This window comes from Streptomyces sp. NPDC048270, from assembly GCF_040652335.1.
Classification (GTDB): Bacteria; Actinomycetota; Actinomycetes; order Streptomycetales; family Streptomycetaceae; genus Streptomyces.
In genome coordinates, this window is the sequence record NZ_JBEZLV010000007.1 from 156,681 (window position 1) to 179,863 (window position 23,183).

Sequence of the window (23,183 nt, forward strand, 5' to 3'; positions counted from 1 at the left end):
CGTTCGGCTGGTGTACCCGGAATGGTCACGTCAGGCTCCCCCTTCGGCCCCTCGGGCGCGTTGTCCTGGGGGCCGCTCCGACACCCTCAACCCGCAGAGGTCTATCCCGCCATGGCAGAACTCAACCGCCGCCGTTTCCTGCAGCTCGCCGGTGGCGCCACCGCCCTGACCATGCTCAACGAGAGCATCGCGCGCGCCGCCGCCATCCCCGCCCAGGGGACCACCGGCACCATCGCCGACGTCGAGCACATCGTCGTGCTGATGCAGGAGAACCGGTCCTTCGACCACTACTACGGCGCGCTGCGCGGCGTCCGCGGCTTCGGCGACCCGCGCCCGGTGACCCTGCCCAGCGGCAAGTCCGTCTGGCACCAGTCGGACGGCACGAAGGAGACGCTGCCGTTCCGGCCCCCGTCCGACGACCTCGGCATGGAGTTCCTGCAGGGCCTCAACCACGACTGGGCGGGCGGCCAGAGCGCCTTCAACAAGGGCAGGTACGACAACTGGGTGCCCGCCAAGACGCCCACCACCATGGCCTACCTGACGCGGGACGACATCCCCTTCCACTACGCCCTCGCCGACGCCTTCACCATCTGCGACGCGTACCACTGCTCGTTCATCGGATCCACCGACCCCAACCGCTACTACCTCTGGTCGGGCCACACCGGCAACGACGGCAAGGGCGGCGGCCCCGTCCTCGGCAACCAGGAGCTGGGCTACGGCTGGACCACCTACCCCGAGCGGCTGGAGGCGGCCGGGATCTCCTGGAAGGTCTACCAGGACATCGGCGACGGCCTCGACGCCGCCGGCCACTGGGGCTGGATCAACGACGCCTACCGCGGCAACTACGGGGACAACTCGCTCCTCTACTTCGACAACTACCGCAACGCCCAACCCGGCAACCCGCTCTTCGACAAGGCCCGCACCGGTACGGACGCCAAGGCCGGCGAGGGCTACTTCGACCGGCTGCGTGCCGACGTCGCCGCCGGCACACTGCCCCAGGTCTCCTGGATCGCCGCGCCCGAGGCCTTCAGCGAGCACTCCAACTGGCCGTCCAACTACGGAGCCTGGTACATCGCGCAGGTGCTGGACGCCCTGACCTCCAACCCGGACGTGTGGGCCCGTACGGCGCTGTTCATCACCTACGACGAGAACGACGGCTTCTTCGACCACGTCGTCCCGCCGTACGCCCCGGCGAGCGCCGGCCAGGGCCTGTCGACCACGCCCACCGCGCTGGACGTGTTCCCCGGCAAGGCGGGCTACACCGCCGGGCCGTACGGGCTGGGCCCGCGCGTGCCGATGCTCGTGGCCTCCCCGTGGAGCACCGGCGGCTACTCCTGCTCCGAGACCTTCGACCACACCTCCGTCATCCGCTTCATGGAGCAGCGGTTCGGGGTGCACGAGCCCAACATCTCGCCGTGGCGCCGCGCGGTCTGCGGCGACCTCACCTCCGCCTTCGACTTCGGCCGCAAGGACACCGGCGAGGTCCAGCTGCCCGACACCGCCGCCTGGGAGCCGCAGGACCGGGAGCGCCACCCCGACTTCAGGGCGCCCGCCCCGGCCGTCGGCTCCATGCCCCGCCAGGAGAAGGGCCTGCGGCCCACCCGTGCGCTGAAGTACGCCCCGTACGTGGACGGCACGGCGCTCACCGCCGAGGGCAGGTTCCGGCTGTCCTTCAGCGGCGGCCCGGACCTGGGCGCGCAGTTCTACGTCACCTCCGGCAACCGCAGCGACGCTCCCTGGACTTACACGACCGAGGCCGGCAAGTCGATCGCGGACACCTGGAACACCCAGTACTCGGCCGGGGTCACCGACCTGACCGTGCACGGCCCCAACGGCTTCCTGCGCGGCTTCCGCAACCCCGGCACCACGCCCGGCCCCGAGGTCACCGCCCGCCACAACGCGACCACCGGGAACCTGGACCTCACGCTGACCAACGCCGGCGGGTCGACCGCCACGCTGACCGTCACCAACTCCTACGGCGGGGGCCCCAAGCGCCTCACGGTGGCCAAGGGTGCCACCGTCACGCACAGCGTCTCGCTGAAGAACACCCGGCGCTGGTACGACGTGTCGGTCACCGCGTCCGGCGCCCCGGAGTTCCTGCGCCGCTTCGCGGGCAAGGTCGAGACGGGCGCGGCCGGCCTCTCGGACCCGGCGATCCTCACGGACCAGTCCTCCTGATCCGCATCCGGGGTTCCGGGGCGGGACGGGCCGCGGCCCGTCCCGCCCCGCGGTCTTGCTCCGCTTCCCCACCGCCCCTGCGGCCGCGTCAACAGAGGATGTCCCAGTGGTGGAGGGCCTGGAGGGCGGCGGTGCGCGTGGGGGAGGCGGGGGGCGCCGGGGCGAGGAGGTAGTCGGCGACGGGTGTGAGGAGGAGGGGGGTGTCGGAGGACGGGGTGAGGAAGCGCGCCTCGTCCCACGCGTGGCGGATGACCGTGCGGCGCAGGAGGGTGCCGCGGCGCGTGGCGGAGCGCCGTGCCCCGGTGGCGGCTTCGACGCGGCGGCGGTGCTCGGGACCGAGTGCGGGGGCGAGTTCGGCACGGACGGCGGCGAGGGGGCCGAGCGGGAGGTGGCCTGCGGCGTGGTCGAGGAGGGCGGCGGCCTCGGGGGCCAGGCGGTAGGCGGCGAGGACGGCGGCGGTCTCGGCGGGCTCGGCGAAGGGCTGGCTGGTGAGGACCGCGATGTCGAGGAGGGTGACCGGCCCGGGGGGCAGGGCGGGCCGGTGGAGACAGGACTCGGCGAGGGCGATCAGGCACTCGACGTGCTCGTCGGCGACCAGGTACGGCCGGACGGGCACGGCCGACCCGTCGCCGGGCAGGGCGGCGGTGGTGAGGTGGACCCGGTACCAGGGGTCGACGAGCGGGTCCTCGGCGGGCCAGTGGAGCGTGACGGCGGTGTGGTGGGGGCGCTCGCCGAGCAGGGAGACGTCGATGTGCTCCACCGGGTGGTCGGTGACCAGGCGGATGACGGCCTGCCACAGGGCCGCCTCGTCGGGGGCGACGAGGTCGAGGGCGTCCATCGGCCGCAGCAGGCCGGCCGGGTAGTAGCCGGCGAGCGGGAGGCCGCGGATGGCGCGGACGCCGGTGGAGCGGGCCAGGTCGGCGGCGAGGCGGGCGTAGTGGGCGACGCGGTCGCGGGCGCGGCGTAGTTCGGCACGGGCGGGCGCGCCCATCCGGACCCCGTCGCGGACCAGGGCGGAGAGCACCAGGTGGGGCAAGTGGCGGCCGGCCCGGGAGCGGTGGAGCAGTTCGGCCGGCCCGGCGGCCGGGTCGGCGTCGAGCAGCCGGTACAGCAGTGCGGTATTCACGGACGTCCGCCTCCGAATGTATGGTCAGGCCCGGCGCCACCGGCGGCCGAGGGGGCGGGAGGGCGGTGCCGGACCATCTCCGGCGTGCCCGCGGCACGGCGATTCTGTACGGCAGGGTTCAACACCTGATCACCACAGGCTCAACAGGCTCTCGACACCGGGTGCGACGCTGTGGTTAAAAAGGTGACACAAAATTTGACATGGGCGCCGAGCGGGGGCGGGCACTGTGTTCTGGGGGCTGGGGGCAGAACTTGGGCGATCTCCGTTTCTCGTTACTCGGTCTGATGCGGGCTCACCGGGGCGCTGCGGCGCTCAAGATCGGTAGTCCGCAGCAGCAGGCGATGCTGGCCGTACTCCTGCTCCGGCCGGGGCACTCGGCGAGCGCCACCGATCTCATCGCCGCGTTGTGGGGCGAGGAGCCGCCGGGCGCGGCGATGACCACGGTGCGCACCTACGCGTGGCGCTGGCGCAAGGTGCTGGACGCGGGGGGCAGGGGCGACGAGGGGGGCGAGGGGGACGCCGCCGGGTCCGAACGGCCCGCGTCGAGCGTGCTGGTGTCGATCGGGGACGGCTACCGGCTGGTCCTGCCGAAGCTCGCCGTGGACGCGGCGCAGGCGGAGGCACTGGCCGCCGAGGCGGAGCGGACGGCGCGGACCGATCCGCTGCGCGCCCGCGACCTGCTCAACCAGGCGTTGGAGCTGTGGCAGGGCGAACCGCTGGCCGGCGTCCCCGGACCGTTCGCGGAGCGGCACCGCCAGCGGCTGGAGGAACTGCGGCTGACCCTGCTGGAGGAACGGATCGGGCTGGACCTGACGCTCGGCCGCCACTCGCGCTGCATCCCCGAGCTGACCTCGCTCACCACGGAGCACCCGCTGCACGAGCGGGCGTACGGGCTGTTGATGCGGGCGCTGTACCAGGCCGGGCGGCAGGCGGACGCGCTGGCGGTGTACCGCGGGGTGAGGCAGTTGTTCCGCGCGGAGCTGGGCGTCGCGCCGGGCACGGAGCTGGAGCAGCTGCACCGCAGGATCCTGGAGGGCGACCAGGCCTTGGCCGCCCCGGCGGCGGTGCCGGGAGGCGGCGAGGGCACCGGCACGGGGGCGGCGCCCGCACGGGAGCCCGGCCGGGAGGCGGACGCGGACCGGGATGGCGCCGTCGCCGCCGACCGCGAGGACGGCGGCGGGTCCCTGGCGGTCGAAGGGGGTCGAAGAGCGGAGGGGGACGGGCGGGAGGCCGCCGCCCGGCAGGCCCCCGCTCCACCGCGGCCCGCCCAGCTGCCGCCGGACGCGGCCGACTTCACCGGGCGCACGGCGCCGGTCCGGGTCCTGGACGGGGCGCTCGGCACGCCCTCGGCGCAGGGGCTGGTGATCGCCACCGTGGTCGGCATGGGCGGAGTCGGCAAGACGGCGCTGGCCCTGCACGTGGCGCACCGCGTGCGGGAGGCCTACCCGGACGGCCAGCTGTACGTGGACCTGCGCGGCTCCGACCCGGTGCCGGCCGATCCGGAGGCGGTGCTGAGCGGCTTCCTGGTGGCGCTCGGGGTATCCGGCGACGCGGTGCCGGACGGGCTGGACGCCCGCTCGGCGCTGTTCCGGTCCGTCGTGGACGGCCGGCGGCTGCTGCTGGTGCTGGACAACGCCAAGGACGCGGCGCAGATCCGGCCGCTGCTCCCGGGGGCGGTCGGCTGCGCGGTCCTCACCACCGGGCGCACCCGGCCGGCCGGGCTGCCCGCCGCCGTCCAGGTCGACCTGGACGTGTTCCAGCCGTCCGAGGCGCTGGACCTGCTCGGCCGCACCATCGGCGCGGAGCGCCTGGACGCCGAACGGGAGGCGGCGCTGGAGCTGGTGGTGGCCTGCGGGTACCTGCCGCTGGCGGTCCGGATCGTGGCCGCCCGGCTCGCGGCCCGGCCGGGCTGGACGGTGGAGACGCTCAGCCGCCGGCTCCAGGTGGAACGGCGGCGGATCGACGAGCTGCGGATCGGCGACCTCGCGGTCGCGGCAGCCTTCGAACTGAGCTACCGCCAGCTGACCGCCGACCAGGCCCGGGCGTTCCGGCTGGTCGCCTCGGTGGACGGGCCGGACATCGGGCTGCCGGCCGCCGCCGCGCTGCTCGACCTCGACGAGTACGACGCCGAGGACCTGCTGGAGGCGCTGGTGGACGTGGCGATGGTGGAGTCGCCGTTCCCGGGGCGCTACCGGTACCACGACCTGCTGCGCGCGTTCGCCCGGCGGCGGCCGGCCCAGGCGGGCGGCCCCTCCCCGGCGGCCGGCGGTGCGGCGGAGAGCGGGGAGGCGCTGGCGGCCCGGGACCGGCTGCTGGACCACCTGCTGGCCACGGCCTGCGCCGCCTTCCAGCACGCGGTACCGGGCGATCCGGCGGCGGGCGCGCTGGGCCCGGCCCGCTCCCCCGGTGTGGCGCTGGCCGGCTGGGACGAGGCCAGGGAGTGGACGGCGGCGGAGCGTACGGGCGCGGTGGCGCTGGCAGCCCAGGTCGCCGCGGACGCGGGAGCGGGCGGGGCCGGCGGCGCGGGCCCCGCACAGGCCGTGCAGGGGACGGCGCTGCGGGCCGCGATCGATCTGCTGATCGCGCTCACCCCCTTCGTGCTCACCCCGCCGAGCCGGCAGCTCGCCGCCACCGCCGACGCGCTGGCGGAGGCCGCGGTGCGGCACGGTGACGTACGGGCGGCCGGGCGCGCGCACTTCCTGCGCGGGAACGTCGCCCTGGCGGCGACCCGGCTGGACGCGGCGGAGGCGGCGGCCCGCCGGGCGGTGGACGCGGCGCGGACCGCCGGCGACACGGTGATCCTGCGCCAGGCGCTCAACGACCTGGGCCTGATCTGCCAGTTCCTCAGCCGCTACGACGAGGCGGTGGACCACTACGACGAGGCGCTGCTGCTGGCCAACGAACTGGGGCACCGCTCCGGGGCGTTGGTGACCACCGTGAACGCCGCGCTGGCACGGGTGCGCAGCGGACGGGCCGAGGAGGCGGTGGCGATCTGCCACGAGGTGCTCGCCGAGCTGCGGACCCGGCAGGACGATCCCGGACGTGCGTACACCCTGTACGTCCTGGGGCTGGCGCTGCACGGGCTCGGGCGGCACGAGGAGGCGGTGACCTGGTTCAGGGAGTGCCTGACGGTGGCGACGGAAGCGGGCCTGCGGGACCGGGCCGCGCACGCGCGCTACCGGATGGCGGACAGTCTGCGCTCGCTCGGCCGGGCCGACGAGGCGCTGGATCACGCCGGGCTGGCGCTGGTGCTCTGCGAGGAGCTGGGGGCGGAGCGGGACCAGGCCCAGGCGCTGGTCGTACTGGGCCGCTCGTTGGCGGACCTCGGGCGCGGGGCCGAGGCGGGGGCGCGGTTGCGGCAGGCGTACGAGATCTTCTGCCGCCTGGGGCTCCCGGAGGCCGCCGATGTGGCCGTGCTGCTGGAGGAGCCGGCGCCGGCGCTGGTCGATCCCTGAGGGCGGGGGCTTGGGTGCGGCGGCCGTAGGGAAACGGTTCCTCCCGGCGTGCCGCCCGCCGGTGCGGCTCAGGAGCCGGTGCTGTTCCAGTCCTTGTCGTCGGTCGGGGTGGGGGACGGCGCCGGCACCGTGGCCTGGGTGTTGCCGACGGCACCGCCCTGCTCGGCGGGGCCGGTGCCGTCGGCCATCGCCGCACCGGCCGCGCCGAGCGCGATCAGCGAGCCGAGGGCGAAGCCCGCGACGGCCAGGCGGATCCGAGTGGCACCGAGGGTGTTCGCACGCTTCGCCATGACTGCTCCCGAGGACGTCTTCCCTGGTGGGAAGGGGTTTTTGGGGGACTTCCCGGAGTGCTCCGGGCTGATGGGATGAGCATGGCAAGGCACGTTCAACAGCCGATCGACGTGGGAGCACCGGCGTCGATCGGCTGCGTTGATCGGGGCGTTGACGGGCGTTGACAGGGGTTGACGCGGGTTGACCGGCGTGGACCGGCGCTGAATCGGCGCCCACGGCGTCGGAAGGAGGACGGCGGGCGGCGGACGGCGGACGGCGGACGGCGGACGGCGGACGGCGGACGGCGGACGGCGGGCGGCGGGCGGCGGGCGGCGGGCGGCGGGCGGCTCAGGCGGCCTCGCGGATCTCCAGCGTGCAGCACTTCACGCTGCCGCCGCCCTTGAACAGCTCGGAGAGGTCCACCCCGATCGGCCGGAAGCCGCGTTCGCGCAGCCGGGCCGCCACCCCGGTCGCCGCTTCCGGCAGCACCACGTTCAGCCCGTCGCTCATCAGGTTGAGACCGAACACCTCCGCGTCCGCCTCCTCCACCAGCACGGCGTCCGGGAAGAGCCGGCGCAGCACCGCCCGGCTGCCCGCCGAGAACGCGCCGGGGTAGTAGACGACCTGGTCGGCGTCGAGCACGCCGAGCGCGGTGTCGAGGTGGTAGAAGCGCGGGTCGACGAGGTCCAGGCCGACCACCGGGCGGCCGAGGAACTCCTGCGCCTCCGCGTGTCCGGCCAGGGCGCTGCGGAAGCCGCGGCCGGCGAGCAGGTGGCTGCCCGTCAGCAGCAGGTCGCCCTCGCCCTCGTTGACGTGGACGGGGTCGTGGGTGGTGAAGCCGTTGGCCCGGAACCACTCCAGGTAGGCGGGGCCCTCGGCGGCCCGCTCGGCGTTGCGGAAGCGGGCACCGAGCACCCTGCCGTCGACGACGGTGGCGCCGTTCGCCGCGTAGACCATGTCGGGCAGGCCGGGCAGCGGGTCGATCAGGTCCACGCGGTGTCCGAGGGACACGTACAGCTCGTACAGCCGCTGCCACTGGGCGACGGCGAGGTCGGTGTCGACCGGTTTGGCCGGATCCATCCAGGGGTTGATCGCGTAGCTGACCTCGAAGTGCGTCGGACGGCACATCAGGAGGCGGCGCGGGCGGGCGGTGCGGGTCATGGGAGGCTCCGGGAGGGCTGGGACTCAGGACTGAGTGGCCGAGGGACGAGTGGCTGAGACCGAGTGGCCGAGGGATGACCGGCCGAGGGATGAGTGGCCGCGGGGCGGGTGGCCGAGGGGCGGGTGGCCGCGGAGGTGAGCGGCAGAAGGGGGGCGGGGAGCGCCGGACGGCGGCCGAGGGCGGTCAGGACGCCGCGGGGCGCTCGGGGAAGCTCCGCAGGCCGCGCAGCGGGCTCGCCAGCAGGACCGCGCCTGCCGACAGCAGCACGCTCGCCATGATCCACAGGGTGGTACGGACACCGAGCACCTCGCCCAGCCAGCCGCCGAGCAGGGCCCCCACCGGGATGGCGCTGAAGTTGACGGTCGAGGCGCTGGCCCGGATCCGGCCGATCATCGCGGGCGGGCAGTACGCCTGGTAGAAGCTGCCGGCGATGACGTTCCCGGCGATCACGCCGCAGACCGCGACCGACCAGGCGACCGCGCTCACCGCCAGCGGCAGCCGCTCCCCGGCCATCGGCAGCAGGAGGATGAACGGCGCCCCCACCAGCTCGCAGAGCAGCAGCCCGCGCGCCGTCCCGAACCGGCGGGCGATCCGCCCGGCGAGCGCCGCCCCCGCCAGACCGCCGATCGACACCACCGCGAAGACCAGCCCGATGCCGCTGGGCGTCACGCCCACGGTCCGCACCAGGAAGACGGTCTGCACCGCCTGGATGCCGTTGAGGCCCAGGTTGCCGACGGCAGCGAAGCTCGCCAGCGTGCGCAGGTAGGGGTCGTGCGCCAGGAAGCGGACCCCCTCGCCGATCTCGCGCAGGATCCCGCGCCGTTCGGAGACCGGCGGCGGCTTCTCCTCGGCCCGGATGGACCCCACGCAGAGTGCCGCCACCAGATAGGTCACCGCGTCGGCGAGCAGGCCGCTGACCGCGCCGAACGCCTGGGAGAGCAGGCCGGCCAGGCCGGGGCCGGCGATCTCCGCGGCCGCGTCCCCGGAGCGCAGCTTGACGTTGGCCTCGAGCAGGTCGGGCTTGGCGACCAGTACGGGCAGCACGGCGCTGTTCGCGGTGGACAGGAACACCTTGACCGCGCCGGCCAGCAGCGCCACCACCACCAGCTGGGCCATGGTCAGCAGGCCCAGCCAGCCGGCCACCGGCACGCTGCCGAACAGCAGCAGCAGGAGCAGGTCGCAGACCAGCATCACCTTCAGCCGGGGCCAGCGGTCCACCCAGGCGCCGGCCAGCAGGCCGAGGAAGAGCCACGGCACCCAGGCGGAGGCGGTCAGCAGGCCGACCATGAACGGCGAGGCCTCCAGCGTGACGATGGCGACCAGGGCGAGGGCGACGTTGCCCACGGCGGTGCCGAGGCCGCTGGTCGTCTCACCGATCCAGAGCTTGCGGAAGTTGCCCTGCGCCCACAGGCCCCAGCGGCTCCTTCGCGGCGCGTCCTGCGTCGGGGGCGACGGCGGGAACGGCGGTTTGACGGAGGCTGTGGTCATGGCGGGTCACTCTCCAAGCTTCGTGGCGAGCACGGCGGCGATCCGTGCGACGGGCTCCGGCTGCGTCATGGCGCCGTGCGTGCAGGTGATGCGGTGCTCCTCGACGCGGCCGTCGACGTACGGGAGCCAGGCCGCCCCGTAGGGCCAGTCGGCGGGTTTGTCGAGGGTGGCGCCGAAGAAGACGGCGTCGCCCCGGTAGCGGTCCGGCACGTGTTCGGCCATCAGCTTGCGGTGCTGCTCGAACACGTCGGGCAGGACGCCCGCGGCCTCGCCGAGGAGCGCGGTGAGGTCGGCCTGGCCGCGTCCGTCGGCGGGGTCGTAGCCGAGTGAGGCGAGCAGTTCGGCGAGGGTGTCGACCGGGTCGTCGGCGGACGGGGGGCCGCCCGCGGCGTACCGGGCGGGGTCGGCGGGGAGCCCGTCGAGGAGGGCGAGGAGCGCCACTTCCCGGCCGGCGTCCTGCAGGGCGACGGCCATCGCCTGGGCGACCACCGCGCCGAAGGACCAGCCGAGCAGGTGGTACGGCCCCTCCGGCTGGACCGCGCGGATCTGCCGTACGTAGTCCTCGGCGATCTCGGTGACGCAGGACGGGGAGCCGCCGCGCAGACCGCGCGCCTGGAGGCCGTGGACCGGGCGGTCCGGCTCGAGGTGGCGCAGCAGCCCGGAGTAGACCCAGCTGATGCCCGCGGCGGGGTGGACGCAGAACAGCGGGGCGCGGGTGCCCCCGGCGCGCAGCGGGAGGAGGACGTCGAGTGCGCCGTGGGCGTCGTCGCCGGACGCGCCGGACCGGTCGGGGTCCAGGGCGAGGCGCCGGGCCAGGGCGGCCGCGGTGGGGGCTTCGAAGAGCGCCCGCATGCCGAGGTCGGCGCCGAGCGCGGTGCGGATCCGGCCGAGCAGTTTCATCGCGAGGAGGGAATGGCCGCCGAGGTCGAAGAAGCCGTCGTCGATGGAGACCGGCCCGGGGAGGCCGAGGACCTCGGCGAACAGGCCGCAGAGCAGCTCCTCGTGCGGTGTGCGCGGTGCGCGGCCGGTGGGCGAGGAGAGGAAGTCGGGCGCGGGGAGCGCCCGCCGGTCGACCTTGCCGCTGGCGGTCAGCGGCAGCGCGTCGAGCGGGACGAGGGCGGCCGGGAGCATGTAGCCGGGCAGCGACCGGGCGGCGAAGGCGCGCAGTTCGGCCCGGTCGAGCGGGCCGTCCGCCACGACGTGGGCGACCAGCCGGGGGCCGGAGGCGCCGTCCTCGTACACCGTCACGGTGGCGGCGTGGACCCGGGGGTGGCGGGTCAGCACGTGCTCGATCTCCCCCGGTTCGATGCGGAAGCCGCGGATCTTGACCTGGTGGTCGGTGCGGCCCAGGTAGGCGAGGTCGCCCTCCCGGGTGCGCCGGACCAGGTCGCCGGTGCGGTACATCCGCTCCCCCGGGGCGAACGGGTCGGCGACGAAGCGCTCGGCGGTCAGCCCCGGGCGGCCCAGGTAGCCGCGGGCCAGCCCGGCGCCGGCCAGGTACAGCTCGCCGGGGACGCCGGCGGGGACGGGGTTCAGGTGCTCGTCCAGGACGTAGCCGCGGGTGCCGAGGACGGTGCGGCCGAGGGCGGGGCGCCCGGTGGCGGCGAACGGCTGGGTGAGCGCGTCGACGGTGCACTCGGTGGGGCCGTAGAGGTTGTGGGCGGTGGTCGCGGGCGCCTCGCGCAGGCGGGTCCACAGGCCCTGGCCGACCGCCTCGCCGCCGAGCAGCACCACGCGCGGCGCGGGCTCGTCCAACAAGCCTTCTTCGAGGAGCTGTTCGGCGAAGGAAGGGGTGACCTCCAGGACACCGACGGCCTCGGTCCGCAGGTACCGGACCAGTGCGGCGGCGTCGCGGCGGACCTCGTCGCCGGCCAGGTGCAGTTCGTGGCCGGCCGCGAGCCAGAGCAGGCCGTCCCAGGAGGCGTCGAAGCAGAGCGAGGCGGTGAGGGCGACGCGCTGCCTGCCGTGCGGGCGCTCGGTGGCGCCGATGGGGCCGGTGGCGGAGCGGTGCGAGGCGAGCAGCGCGGCGATCGAACCGTGGCTCACCACCACGCCCTTGGGGCGGCCGGTGGATCCCGAGGTGTAGATCACGTAGGCGGCGTCGGAGGCGGTGGCGCGGGGCGCCGGGTTGGCTGTGGCGCTCCGGTCGGCTTCGTGGGGCCCGTACGCCTCATGAGCCGGGGACGCCGTCAGGAGGGGCAGTCCGGCGAGGAGTTCGGGCAGGGGCCAGCCGTCGCCGGTCACGGCCAGCGTCGGCGCGGCGTCGGCCAGCATGGCGGCGGTCCGGTCGGCCGGGTACTCGGCGTCCAGCGGGAGCGAGGCGGCTCCCGCCTTGAGGACGGCGAGCAGGGCGATCACGGTCTCCGCGGAGCGCGGCAGGGCCAGGGCCACCACCGTGTCCGGGCCGGCGCCCGCGGCCGTCAGGCGGTGGGCGAGGCGGTTGGCGCGGGTGTTGAGCTCGGCCCAGCTGAGCCGGGTGTCCCCGGCGACCAGGGCGGTCGCGTCCGGGGTGCGGGCCGCCTGGGCTTCGAAGGCGGCGGGCAGCAGCGGGACCTCCGCCGGCAACACGCTGCCGGTGTCGAGGAGTTCCGTGCGCTCGTCGGCGGAGAGGAGGTCGATCCGGCCGATGGGCCGGTCGGGGCGGGCCGCGACCGCCGTCAGCAGGCGGCCCAGCCGGACCGCGATGGACTGGACGGTCTCCCGGTCGAACAGGTCGGTGGCGAAGTCGATCGCGCACTCCAGGCCGGCGGGCGCGCCCTCGGCGTCGAAGGACTCGCCCAGGGCGACGGAGAGGTCGAACTTGGCCGCGTACCCGCCGACCGGTTCGACGGCCGCCGCCAGCCCGCCCAGGTCGAGGGGGGCTTCGCCGGGTCCGCCCGGCGAACCGGCGCCGGCCCCGCCCTGGAGCAGCAGCATCACCTGGAAGAGCGGGTGGCGGGCCAGCGAGCGGGCCGGGTTGAGCTCCTCGACCAGCCGCTCGAACGGCACGTCCTGGTGGGCGTGCGCGTCGAGCCCCGTCTCCCGGACGCGGCCCAGGAGTTCGGCGAAGGTCGGGTCGCCGGAGGTGTCGGTGCGCAGGACGAGGGTGTTGACGAAGAAGCCGACCAGGTCGTCCAGCGCCTCGTCCGAGCGGCCGGCGACCACCGAGCCGATCGGCACGTCGGTGCCGGCCCCGAGCCGGGTCAGCAGCGCGGCCAGCCCGGCCTGCAGGGTCATGAACATCGTGACCCGGTGCTCGCGCGACATGTCGACCAGGGCCCGGTGCAGTTCGGCGCCGAGCGGCAGGACGACGCGGTCGCCGCGGTGGCCGCTGTCCGCCCGCCGGGGGCGGTCCACGGGCAGTGACAGCTCCTCGGGGAGTCCCGCCAGGGTGTCGCGCCAGTAGGCGAGTTGGCCGGCGGCCAGGCTTTCCGGGTCGTCCTCGTCGCCGAGCAGCTCGCGCTGCCAGAGCGCGTAGTCCGCGTACTGGACGGGCAGGGGCTGCCAGTCGGGCGCCGATCCGGCCCGGCGGGCGGCGTAGGCGTCGGCCAGGTCGCGCAGCAGCGGGTCCATGGACCAGCCGTCGCCGGCGATGTGGTGCAGGACGAGCACGAGCAGGTGCTCGTCCGAGTCGAGCGGGAAGAGGTGCGCGCGTACGGGGAGTTCGGCGGCCAGGTCGAAGGGGGTCTCGGTGCACTCGGTCAGGGCGGCCGCCGGGTCGGCGGGCGGGGTGGTGCGGCGGTCGAAGGGCACCCGGGCCTCGGCGGCCGGGACGATCCGCTGCCGGGGCTCGCCGTCCTGCTCGGTGATCAGGGTGCGCAGGATCTCGTGCCGGGCGACCAGGTCGCCGAGGGCGAGTTCGAGCGCGGCCGGGTCGAGGGGGCCGGCGAGGCGCAGGGCGAGCGGGAGGTTGTAGAGGGGGCTGGGGCCTTCCATGCGGTCGATCAGCCAGAGCCGCTGCTGGGCGAAGGAGAGCGGAAGCCGCTCCGGGCGCTCGGCGGCGGTCAGGGCGAGCCGGCTCCCCGCGCCGTCCAGGCGCTGGGCCAGGCCGGCCACCGTGGGCGCCTCGAAGACGTCCCGGACGTCGATATCGGCGGCGAACACCGCACGGACCCGGCTGACCAGCCTCATGGCGAGCAGCGAGTGCCCGCCGAGGGCGAAGAAGTCGTCGTCGACGGAGAGGGGTCCCGGCACCCCGAGGACCTCGGAGAGGAGGCCGCAGAGCAGCTCCTCCCGCGCCGTGCGGGCGGCCCTGCCGCCGGCGAAGAGCCGGAAGTCGGGGGCGGGGAGGGCGCGCCGGTCGACTTTGCCGCTGCCGGTCAGCGGCAGCGCGTCGAGGGTGACGACCGCCGCCGGGACCATGTGGGCGGGCAGTGTCTGCGCCACGAACCTGCGCAGTTCCACGGAGAGTTCGGGGCTGGGTGCGGTGACCGCGCAGTGGGCGACCAGGCGGCGGTCCCCGTCCGGGCTCTCGTGCGGGGCGACCACGGCCTGGCGGACCGCCGGGTGCCGGGTCAGCAGGTGCTCGATCTCGCCGGGTTCGATCCGGAAACCGCGGATCTTGACCTGGTGGTCGGTCCGCCCCAGGTAGTCGATCCGGCCGTCGCGGCCGCGGCGGACCAGGTCGCCGGTGCGGTACATCCGCTCCCCCGGCGCGAACGGGTCGGCGACGAAGCGCTCGGCGGTCAGCGCCGGACGGCCCAGGTAGCCGCGGGCGAGGCTGTCGCCGGCGAGGTACAGCTCGCCGGGGACGCCCGCGGGGACGGGGTTCAGCTGCTCGTCCAGGACGTAGGCGCGCGTGCCGAGGACGGTGTGGCCCATGGTGGGGCGCTCCGAGTCGCCGTACGCCTGGAGCAGGGTGTCGACGGTGCATTCGGTGGGGCCGTAGAGGTTGTGGCCGGTGGTGGCCGGAGCCTCGCGCAGACGGGTCCACAGGGCCTGGCCGATCGGTTCGCCGCCCAGCAGCACCACGCGGGGTGCGGGCTGGTCCAGCAGGCCTTCGGCGATGAGCTGTTCGGCGTAGGTGGGGGTGAACTGGACGGCGTCGACAGCCGCCGCCCGCAGGTGCCGGACCAGGGCGGCGGGGTCGCGGCGCAGGTCCTCGCCGATCAGGTGCAGCTCATGGCCCGCGACCATCCACAGGAGGCTGTTCCAGGAGGCGTCGAAGCAGAGCGAGGCGGTCAGCGCGGCGCGCAGCCGGCCGTGCGTCCGGGTGGGCCCCGCGAAGGTCTCCGCCTGATGGGCGGCCAGCAGCCCGGCGATCGAACCGTGGCTCACCACGACGCCCTTGGGGCGGCCGGTGGAGCCGGAGGTGTAGATCACGTAGGCAGCGTTGGAGGGGTGGACGCGGACGGGAGGCGTGTCGGCGGGCCGGTCGGCCCAGGTCCGCTCGTCGGCGTCCAGGACGGCGAAGCCCTCCAGCACCTCGGGCAGCGGCCAGCCGGTGTGGGTGAGCACGGCCGCCGGGCGGGCGTCGGCCAGCATGTGGGCGGTGCGCTCGAGCGGGTATTCGGCGTCCAGCGGGAGGAAGGCCGCGCCGGCCTTGAGCACGGCGAGCTGGGAGACCACCGTGTCCACCGAGCGGCGCAGGGCGAGCGCGACCACGTCCTCGGGTCCGATGCCGGCGGCCCGCAGTCCGTGGGCGAGGCGGCTCGCGCGGGCGTCCAGCTCGGCGTAGGTGAGCCGGGCCTCCCCGAAGACCAGGGCGGTGTCGTCCGGCGTGGCCGCGGCCTGGGCCGCGAAGGCGTCCGGGACCAGGGGCAGTTCGGCGGGCAGCGGCCGGTGGCCGCCGAGGAGTCCGGCGCGCTCGCCCTCGGCCAGCAGGTCGGCGCTGCCGATCCGCCCCTCGGGCCGGGCCGTCATCGCCGTCAGCAGCCGGCCGAAGCGGGCGGCGAGGGACTCGACGGTCTCCCGGTCGAAGAGGTCGGTGGCGAAGTCGATCGCGCAGTCCAGTCCGGCGGGCTCGCCGTCCGGACCGAGGAACTCCTCCAGGGTCACGTTGAGGTCGAACTTGGCGACTCCGGTGTCCGCCGCCAGCGCCTCGGCGCGCAGGCCGGCCGGCTCCAGCTCGGCCCCGGAGTTGGACTGGAGCACCATCGCCACCTGGAAGAGCGGGTGGCGGGCCAGCGAGCGGGCCGGGTTGAGCTCCTCGACCAGCCGCTCGAACGGCACGTCCTGGTGGGCGTAGGCGCCGAGCCCGGTCTCCCGGACCCGGCCCAGGAGTTCGGCGAAGGTCGGGTCGCCGGAGGTGTCGGTGCGCAGGACGAGGGTGTTGACGAAGAAGCCGACCAGGTCGTCCAGCGCCTCGTCCGAGCGGCCGGCGACCACCGAGCCGATCGGCACGTCGGTGCCGGCCCCGAGCCGGGTCAGCAGCGCGGCCAGCCCGGCCTGGAAGGCCATGAACAGGGTGACCCGGTGCTCACGGCTCAACTCGACGAGCGCGGTGTGCAGTTCGGCGCCGATGGGCAGGGCGACCCGGTCGCCCCGGTGGTCGGCGCGGGCTCCGCGCGGCCGGTCGACGGGGAGCGTGAGCTCCTCGGGGAGTTCGGCCAGGGTGTCGCGCCAGTAGGCGAGCTGGCGGGAGACCAGGCTGTCGGGGTCGTCCTCGTCGCCGAGCAGCTCGCGCTGCCACAGGGCGTAGTCCGCGTACTGGACGGGCAGCGGCTGCCAGTCGGGCGCCGAGCCGCCCTCGCGGGCGGTGTAGGCGTCGGTGAGGTCGCGCAGCAGCGGGCCCATCGACCAGCCGTCGCCCACGATGTGGTGCAGCGCGAGGACCAGCACGTGCTCCTCGGGCGCCACCCGGAGCAGGGTGACCCGTACGGGCGGTTCCGCGGCCAGGTCGAAGGGGCGCCGGGCGGCCCGCTCGACCTCCTCGTCCACCGACTCCGGTGCGCAGTCGAGCGGTTCGACCGGGAGCGCGGCCTCGCCGGGGGCGAGGACCAGCTGGTGGGGCTCGCCGTCGTGCTCGGCGATGACGGTGCGCAGGATCTCGTGCCGGGCGACCAGGTCGCCGAGGGCGAGTTTCAGGGCGGCCGGGTCGAGCGGGCCCGTGAGGCGCAGCGCGAGCGGCATGTTGTAGAGGGCGCTCGGCCCCTCCATGCGGTCGATCAGCCACAGCCGCTGCTGGGCGGAGGAGAGCGGCAGGCGCTCGGGGCGCTGCCCGGCCGTCAGCGCGAGCCGGGCCGCGGAGCCGTCCAGGCGCTGGGCCAGGCCGGCCGCCGTCGGCGCCTCGAAGACGTCCCGGATGCCGAGTTCGGCGCCGAGCACCGCACGGACCCGGCTGAGCAGCCGGGTGGCGAGCAGCGAGTGCCCGCCCAGGGCGAAGAAGTCGTCGTCGACCGAGACCGGGCCGGTGACGCCGAGCACCTCGCCGACCAGGCCGCAGAGGATCTCCTCGCGCGCCGTCCGGGCCGCCCGTCCGCCGGTGGACACCGCGAAGTCGGGGGCGGGCAGTGCGGACCGGTCGAGCTTGCCGTTGACGCCCAGCGGCAGCGCTTCGAGCGTGGCGAAGGCGGCCGGGACCATGTAGTCCGGAAGGGCGGCGGCCGCGTGGGCGCGCAGCTCGGCCGGGTCGAGCGGGGTGCGCGCCACGACGTAGGCGGCGAGCCGGGTGCCGGCCCCGTCCGCGCCCTCCTGGTGGGGCAGCACCGCGGCCTGCAGGACGTCGGGGTGGGCGGCCAGGACGGTCTCGATCTCGCCGAGTTCGATCCGGAAGCCGCGCACCTTGACCTGGTGGTCGGTGCGGCCCAGGTACTCGACCCGGCCGTCCGGGCGGCGCCGGGCGAGGTCGCCGGTGCGGTACATCCGCTCCCCCGGGGCGAACGGGTCGGCGACGAAGCGCTCGGCGGTCAGCCCCGGGCGGCCCAGGTAGCCGCGGGCCAGCCCGGCGCCGCTCAGGTACAGCTCGCCGGGGACGCCGGGCGGGACGGGCCGCAGGCCGGCGTCCAGGACGTGCGCGCGGAGGTTGGGCAGCGGGCGGCCGATGAGCGGGCGGGGGTCCGCGGAGAGCCGGTGGTGCAGTGCGTCGACGGTGCACTCGGTGGGGCCGTACATGTTGAGCACGACGGTGTCGGGTGCGGCCGTGAGGCAGGCCCACAGGCTCTGGCCGAGGGCTTCTCCGCCGATCATCAGGAGGGCCGGCCGGCAGCGGTCGAGCAGGCCCTCCTCGACCAGCCGCTCGGCCTGGCCGGGGGTCACGTCCAGGACGTCGGCGCCGGACCGCTCGGCGTAGCGCACCATCGCGGCGGCGTCGCGGCGCAGGTCGTCGTCGAGCAGGTGGAGTTCGTTGCCGGCGACCATCCAGAGCAGCGCTTCCAGGGCCGTGTCGAAGGACAGCGAGGCGCTCTGGGCGAACGTGAACCTGCGCCCGGGGCGGGCCTGTCGGGCGGCGGGAATGGTTTCGCCGCGGTGGAAGGCGAGCAGGTTGGCGAACCCGCCGTGGCGGACCACGACGCCCTTGGGGCGGCCGGTGGAGCCGGAGGTGTAGATCACGTAGGCGGCGTTGGAGGGGTGGACGCGGACGGGAGGCGTGTCGGCGGGCCGGTCGGCCCAGGTCCGCTCGTCGGCGTCCAGGACGGCGAAGCCCTCCAGCACCTCGGGCAGCGGCCAGCCGGCAGCGGTGAGCACGGCCGCCGGGCGGGCGTCGGCCAGCATGTGGGCGATCCGGTCGCGGGGGTATTCGGCGTCCAGCGGGAGGAAGGCCGCGCCGGCCTTGAGCACGGCGAGGACCGCGACGATGGACTGCGCGGAGCGGGGCAGGGCGAGCGCGACCACGTCCTCCGGGCCGGCGCCGGCGGCGGTCAGGCCGTGCGCGAGGCGGCTCGCGCGGGCGTCCAGATCGGCGTAGGTGAGCCGGGTCTCCCCGAAGACCAGGGCGGTGTCGTCCGGGGTCGCGGCCACCTGGGCGGCGAAGGCCTCCGGGACGAGGAGGTCCCCGACGGGCCGGGCGGTGTCGTGCCACTCGGCCAGCGCGGACCGGCCGGCCTCGCCCAGGACGTCCAGCTCGGCGACCGGGCGGTGCGGGTCTTCGGCGACCTGGGCCAGCAGGCGCAGCAGGGCTTCGGCGAGCCGTTCGGCGGTGGTCCGCTCGAACAGCTCGGTGGCGAACTCCAGGCCGCCTTCGAGGCCGGCCGGGGCGCCGTCCGGGTGGTGGCGCTCGGAGAGGTTGAGGGTGAGGTCGAAGGCCGTGGTGGGCAGGCCGAGGGGCTCGTAGGCCGTGCGGGTCCCGGGGAACTCGGGCCCGCCGCCCGCGGTGTTGTCGAAGGCGATCATCACCTGGAAGAGCGGGTGCCGGGCCAGCGTGCGGGCCGGGTTGAGCTCCTCGACCAGCCGCTCGAAGGGCACCTCCTGGTGCGCGTAGGCGGCCAGGTCGGCGTCCCGGACCCGGGCCAGCAGCTCGGCGAAGGTGGGCCGGCCGGCGAGGTCGGTGCGCAGCACCAGGGTGCTGGCGAAGAAGCCGACCAGCTCGTCGAGGGCCGGGTCGAGGCGGCCGGCCAGCGGGGTGCCGATCGGCAGGTCGTCGCCGGCGCCGAAGCGGTGCAGCAGAGTGGCGTAGGCGGCCTGGAGCACCATGAAGAGGGTGGCTCCGCTCGCGGCGGCCAGCTCGGCGAGCCGCGCGTGCAGGTCCGCGTCCAGCTCCAGCGGGACGACGTCGCCCCGGTGGCCGGCGACCGGCGGGCGGGGCCGGTCCAGCGGCAGCTCGAGCTCGTCCGGCAGGCCGGCCAACGCCTGCCGCCAGTAGTCGAGTTGGCGGGAGAGCGGGGACTGCGGGTCGGTGTCCGCGCCCAGCGTCCGGTACTGCCACAGGGTGTAGTCGGCGTACTGCACCGGCAGCGGCTCCCACACCGGCGGCTCACCGCCGAGCCGGGCGGTGTAGGCCTCGGCGAGGTCGCGGAAGAGCGGCCGCAGCGACCAGCCGTCGCTGGCGATGTGGTGCATCACCAGGAGCAGTACGTGCTCCTCGGACGGCTCGGACGACTCGGATGACTCGGGCCCCTCGGGCGACTCGCGGCGCAGGTACGCGTGCAGGGGGACGTCGACGGCCAGGTCGAAGGTGTGGCCCACCAGCTCCCCCACCGGTCGGTCGGTGACGGTGAGCAGCGGGGCCGGGGGCTCGGGCAGCACCCGCTGGTACGGCACGCCGTCGTGCTCGCCGAAGACCGTACGGAGGCTCTCGTGGCGGGCGGCGACGTCGCCGAGCGCGCGTTCCAGGGCGGCCGCGTCCAGCGGCCCGGTGAGCCGCAGGGCGAGGGTGACGTTGTAGGTGGCGGCGGGGCCCTCCGCCTGGCCGAGGAACCACAGCCGGCGCTGCGCGAAGGAGACCGGCAGGCGTTCGGGCCGGGGTTCGGGGCGCAGGGCGGCCCGGGCCGGCTCGGTGGCGAGCCTGGCGGCGAGGTCGGCGACGGTGGGGGCCTGGAAGAGGTCGCCGATGGCGAGTTCGGCGCCGAGTTCGGTGCGCGCCCGGCCGACCAGGCGGGTGGCCAGCAGCGAGTGGCCGCCGAGTTCGAAGAAGTCGTCGTCGATGGTGATGTCGTCGATGCCGAGGATCTCGCCGAAGAGCGTGCACAGGGCCTGCTCGCGCTCGTCGCGCGGGGCGCGGCCGTCGGCGTCCGCGGCGCCCGTCTCGGGAGCGGGCAGCGCCCGCCGGTCCACCTTGCCGTTGGCGTTGAGCGGCAGGGCCGGCAGGACCACCACCGCGGAGGGGACCATGTAGCCGGGGAGCGTCTCGGCAGCGAACCGCCGCAGCTGCGCGCCGAGTTCGGGATCGTCCGCGAGGGCGGAGCCGTGCACCGAGCAGTAGCCGACCAGCCGGGTGTCGCCGGGCCGGTCCTCGCGGGGGATCACGATGACCTGGCGGACGGCCGGGTGGCCCGAGAGCACCGCCTCGATCTCGCCCGGCTCGATCCGGAAGCCGCGCAGCTTCACCTGGCCGTCGATCCTGCCGAGGAACTCGATCGCGCCGTCGGCCCGGCGGCGGACCAGGTCGCCGGTGCGGTACATCCGCTCGCCCGGCGCGTACGGGTCGGCGACGAAGCGCTCGGCGGTCAGCGCGGGCCGGTGCCAGTACCCGCGGGCCAGGCCGGCCCCCGCCACGTACAGCTCGCCGGGGACGCCGGGCGGGACGGGCTGCAGCCGGGCGTCGAGGACGTGGGCGCGCATGTTGTCGAGCGGGGCGCCGATCGGCGGCCGGGGCCCGGCCAGGTCGGCGGCGGCCAGCGGGTGGTGGGTGGCGAAGGTGGTGGCCTCGGTGGGCCCGTACACGTGGGCGAGCAGCAGGTCGGGGCAGTGGTCGAGGACCCGCCGCATGAGGGTGCCGGAGGCGGCCTCGCCGCCGGTGCAGACCGTCCGCAGGGCGCGGAAGGTCTCCGGGGCCTGCTCGGCGACCAGGTCGAACAGGGCCTTGGTGAGGAAGACCGCGGTGACCGCGTGCCGGGTGGTGACGGCGTGCAGGGCGGCGGCGTCCAGGCTGCCGGGCGGGGCGACGACCACCGTGCCGCCGGACAGCAGGGGCGTCCACAGCTCGTAGGTGGCAGCGTCGAAGGCGTGCGGGGAGTGCAGCAGGATCCGCCGGTGCCGGCCGTCCTGCCAGCGGCGGTCGGCGGCGAGGCCGACGACGTCGCGGTGGCGGACCGCGACGCCCTTGGGCGTGCCGGTGGAGCCGGAGGTGAACATCACGTAGGCGAGCGCGTCGGGGTGGACGGCGAGGCCGGGGTCGTGCGCCGGCGCGTCCGCCTCGTCGCCGGGCCGGACCACGACGGCGGTGTGCGGGAAGCCCGGGTCGGGCCGGTCGGTCAGCAGCACGGGGGCGGCGGTGTCCGCGAGCAGTTGGGCCATCCGCTCCGGCGGCAGGCTCGCGTGCATCGGGACGTAGCAGCCGCCGGCCTTGAGCACGGCCAGGGTGGCGACGACCAGGTCGACGGAGCGCTCCATCAGCAGGGCGACCGGGGACTCCGGGCCGACGCCGGACGCGATCAGGTGGTGGGCCAGCCGGTTGGCGCGGGCGTTGAGCTCGGCGTAGCCGACGGCGCCGCCGTCGTGGGCCAGGGCCGTCGCGTCCGGGGTGCGGGCGGCCTGCGCCTCGAACAGCTGGGGCAGCGAGCCGGACGGGACGGGGGCTGCGGTCGCGTTCCACTCGTCGCGCAGGCGGCCGCGCTCCTCGGGGGCGAGGATGTCGAGGGTGCCGATCGGCGCCCGCGGGTCGGCGGCCGCGGCGGCCAGCAGCCGGCCCAGGCGCTCGAACAGGGTGGTGACGGTGGCGCGGTCGTAGAGGTCGGCCGCGTACTCGACCGATCCCGTGAGGCCGTCGGGAGCGCCGTCGGGGGTGCGCCGCTCGGTGACGCCGATGTTGAGGTCGAATTTGGCGACCCGCAGGCCGAGCGGTTCGGGCGCCGACTCCATGCCTGGCAGGCCGAGTTCGCCCTCCTCGTGGTTCTGGAGCACGAGGAGGGTCTGGAACAGCGGGTGGCGGCCGAGGGCGCGGGCCGGGTTGACCTCCTCGACCAGCCGCTCGAACGGCACGTCCTGGTGGGCGAAGGCGTCGAGCTGGGACTCCCGGACCCGGCCGATGAGTTCGGCGAAGGTGGGATCTCCGGAGGTGTCGGTGCGCAGCACCAGGGTGTTGACGAAGAAGCCGACCAGGTCGTTCAGCGCCTCGTCGGAGCGGCCGGCCACGCCGGTGCCGAGCGGGATGTCGGTGCCTGCGCCGAGCCGGGTGAACAGTGCGGCGAGGCCGGCCTGCAGGACGGAGAACAGGGTGGCGCGGTGGCTGTGCGCCAGGCCGGTCAGCGCGGCGTGCAGTTCCGGCCCGTAGCCGAACGCCACGGCGTCGGCGGCCCCGGTCGGGGCGGGCGGGCGGGGGCGGTCCGCCGGCAGCTCCAGCTCCTCCGGCAGACCCGCCAGCAGCTCCCGCCAGTAGGCGAGCTGGCGGCTCATCAGGCTCTCGGGGTCGTCCTCCTCGCCGAGCACTTCGCGCTGCCAGAGCGCGTAGTCGGCGTACTGGACCGGCAGCGGCTCCCAGTCGGGGGCGTGACCGTCCAGGCGGGCGGTGTACGCCTCGGTGAGGTCGCGCAGCAGCGGGCCGAGCGACCAGCCGTCGCCGGCGATGTGGTGGAGCACGAGGAGCAGTACGTGCTCGGCGGCGGGCCCGGCGTGGGGTCGGGCGTGGGTGAGCGTGAAGACCGTGATCCGGAAGGGCGGTTCGGAGCTCAGGTCGAAGGCGTGGGCGGCGGCGCGGTCCCGCAGGGCGGGGTAGTCGTCCGGTGCGCAGTCCACCGTCTCGAAGGCGAACTCCGCCTCCGCCGACGGCAGGATCCGCTGCACCGGGACTCCCCCGGCCACCGGGAACACCGTGCGCAGGGCCTCGTGCCGGGCGACCACGTCCGCCGTCGCGGCGCGCAGCGCCGCGGTGTCGAGCGTGCCGCGCAGGCGCACCGCGAACGGCAGGTTGTAGAGCGCGGTCGGCCCTTCGATCTGGTCGATCAGCCAGAGACGCTGTTGTGCGTACGAAACCGGGATCACGGTGCTTCCT

At 75.4% G+C, this 23,183-nt stretch carries 7 protein-coding genes; 2 read left to right on the forward strand and 5 right to left on the reverse strand.

The genetic code is table 11. The annotated features are described in order from the left end of the window. Window positions 1–111 precede the first annotated feature (111 nt). Window positions 112–2,178, forward strand: coding sequence for a phosphocholine-specific phospholipase C (locus tag AB0D66_RS09575; protein ID WP_362299221.1), 2,067 nt, complete (start codon window positions 112–114; stop codon window positions 2,176–2,178). A gap of 88 nt (window positions 2,179–2,266) precedes the next feature. Here the strand turns inward: AB0D66_RS09575 and AB0D66_RS09580 are convergent, their stop codons facing one another. Next, complete coding sequence (locus tag AB0D66_RS09580) at window positions 2,267–3,304, reverse strand: hypothetical protein (RefSeq protein WP_362299223.1); 1,038 nt, start codon at window positions 3,302–3,304, stop codon at window positions 2,267–2,269. A gap of 284 nt (window positions 3,305–3,588) precedes the next feature. On the opposite strand from AB0D66_RS09580, the gene AB0D66_RS09585 reads away from it, so the two are divergent. Continuing rightward, window positions 3,589–6,759, forward strand: coding sequence for a BTAD domain-containing putative transcriptional regulator (locus tag AB0D66_RS09585; protein WP_362299225.1), 3,171 nt, complete (start codon window positions 3,589–3,591; stop codon window positions 6,757–6,759). A 68-nt stretch (window positions 6,760–6,827) separates the two neighbouring features. Here the strand turns inward: AB0D66_RS09585 and AB0D66_RS09590 are convergent, their stop codons facing one another. From AB0D66_RS09590 to AB0D66_RS09605, 4 genes are all read right to left on the reverse strand, one after another. After that, a complete protein-coding gene (locus AB0D66_RS09590) occupies window positions 6,828–7,049 on the reverse strand; it encodes a hypothetical protein (RefSeq protein WP_362299228.1) in 222 nt (73 codons plus the stop codon). 328 nt (window positions 7,050–7,377) lie between these two features. Next, entirely contained in the window at window positions 7,378–8,190 is an 813-nt protein-coding gene (gene ddaH / locus AB0D66_RS09595) for a dimethylargininase (RefSeq protein WP_362299230.1), read from the reverse strand. 184 nt (window positions 8,191–8,374) lie between these two features. Continuing rightward, complete coding sequence (locus AB0D66_RS09600) at window positions 8,375–9,679, reverse strand: MFS transporter (protein ID WP_362299233.1); 1,305 nt, start codon at window positions 9,677–9,679, stop codon at window positions 8,375–8,377. 6 nt (window positions 9,680–9,685) lie between these two features. Continuing rightward, window positions 9,686–23,173 (reverse strand): amino acid adenylation domain-containing protein, encoded by a 13,488-nt coding sequence (locus tag AB0D66_RS09605; protein ID WP_362299236.1) that lies wholly within the window; start codon window positions 23,171–23,173, stop codon window positions 9,686–9,688. Window positions 23,174–23,183 lie beyond the last annotated feature (10 nt).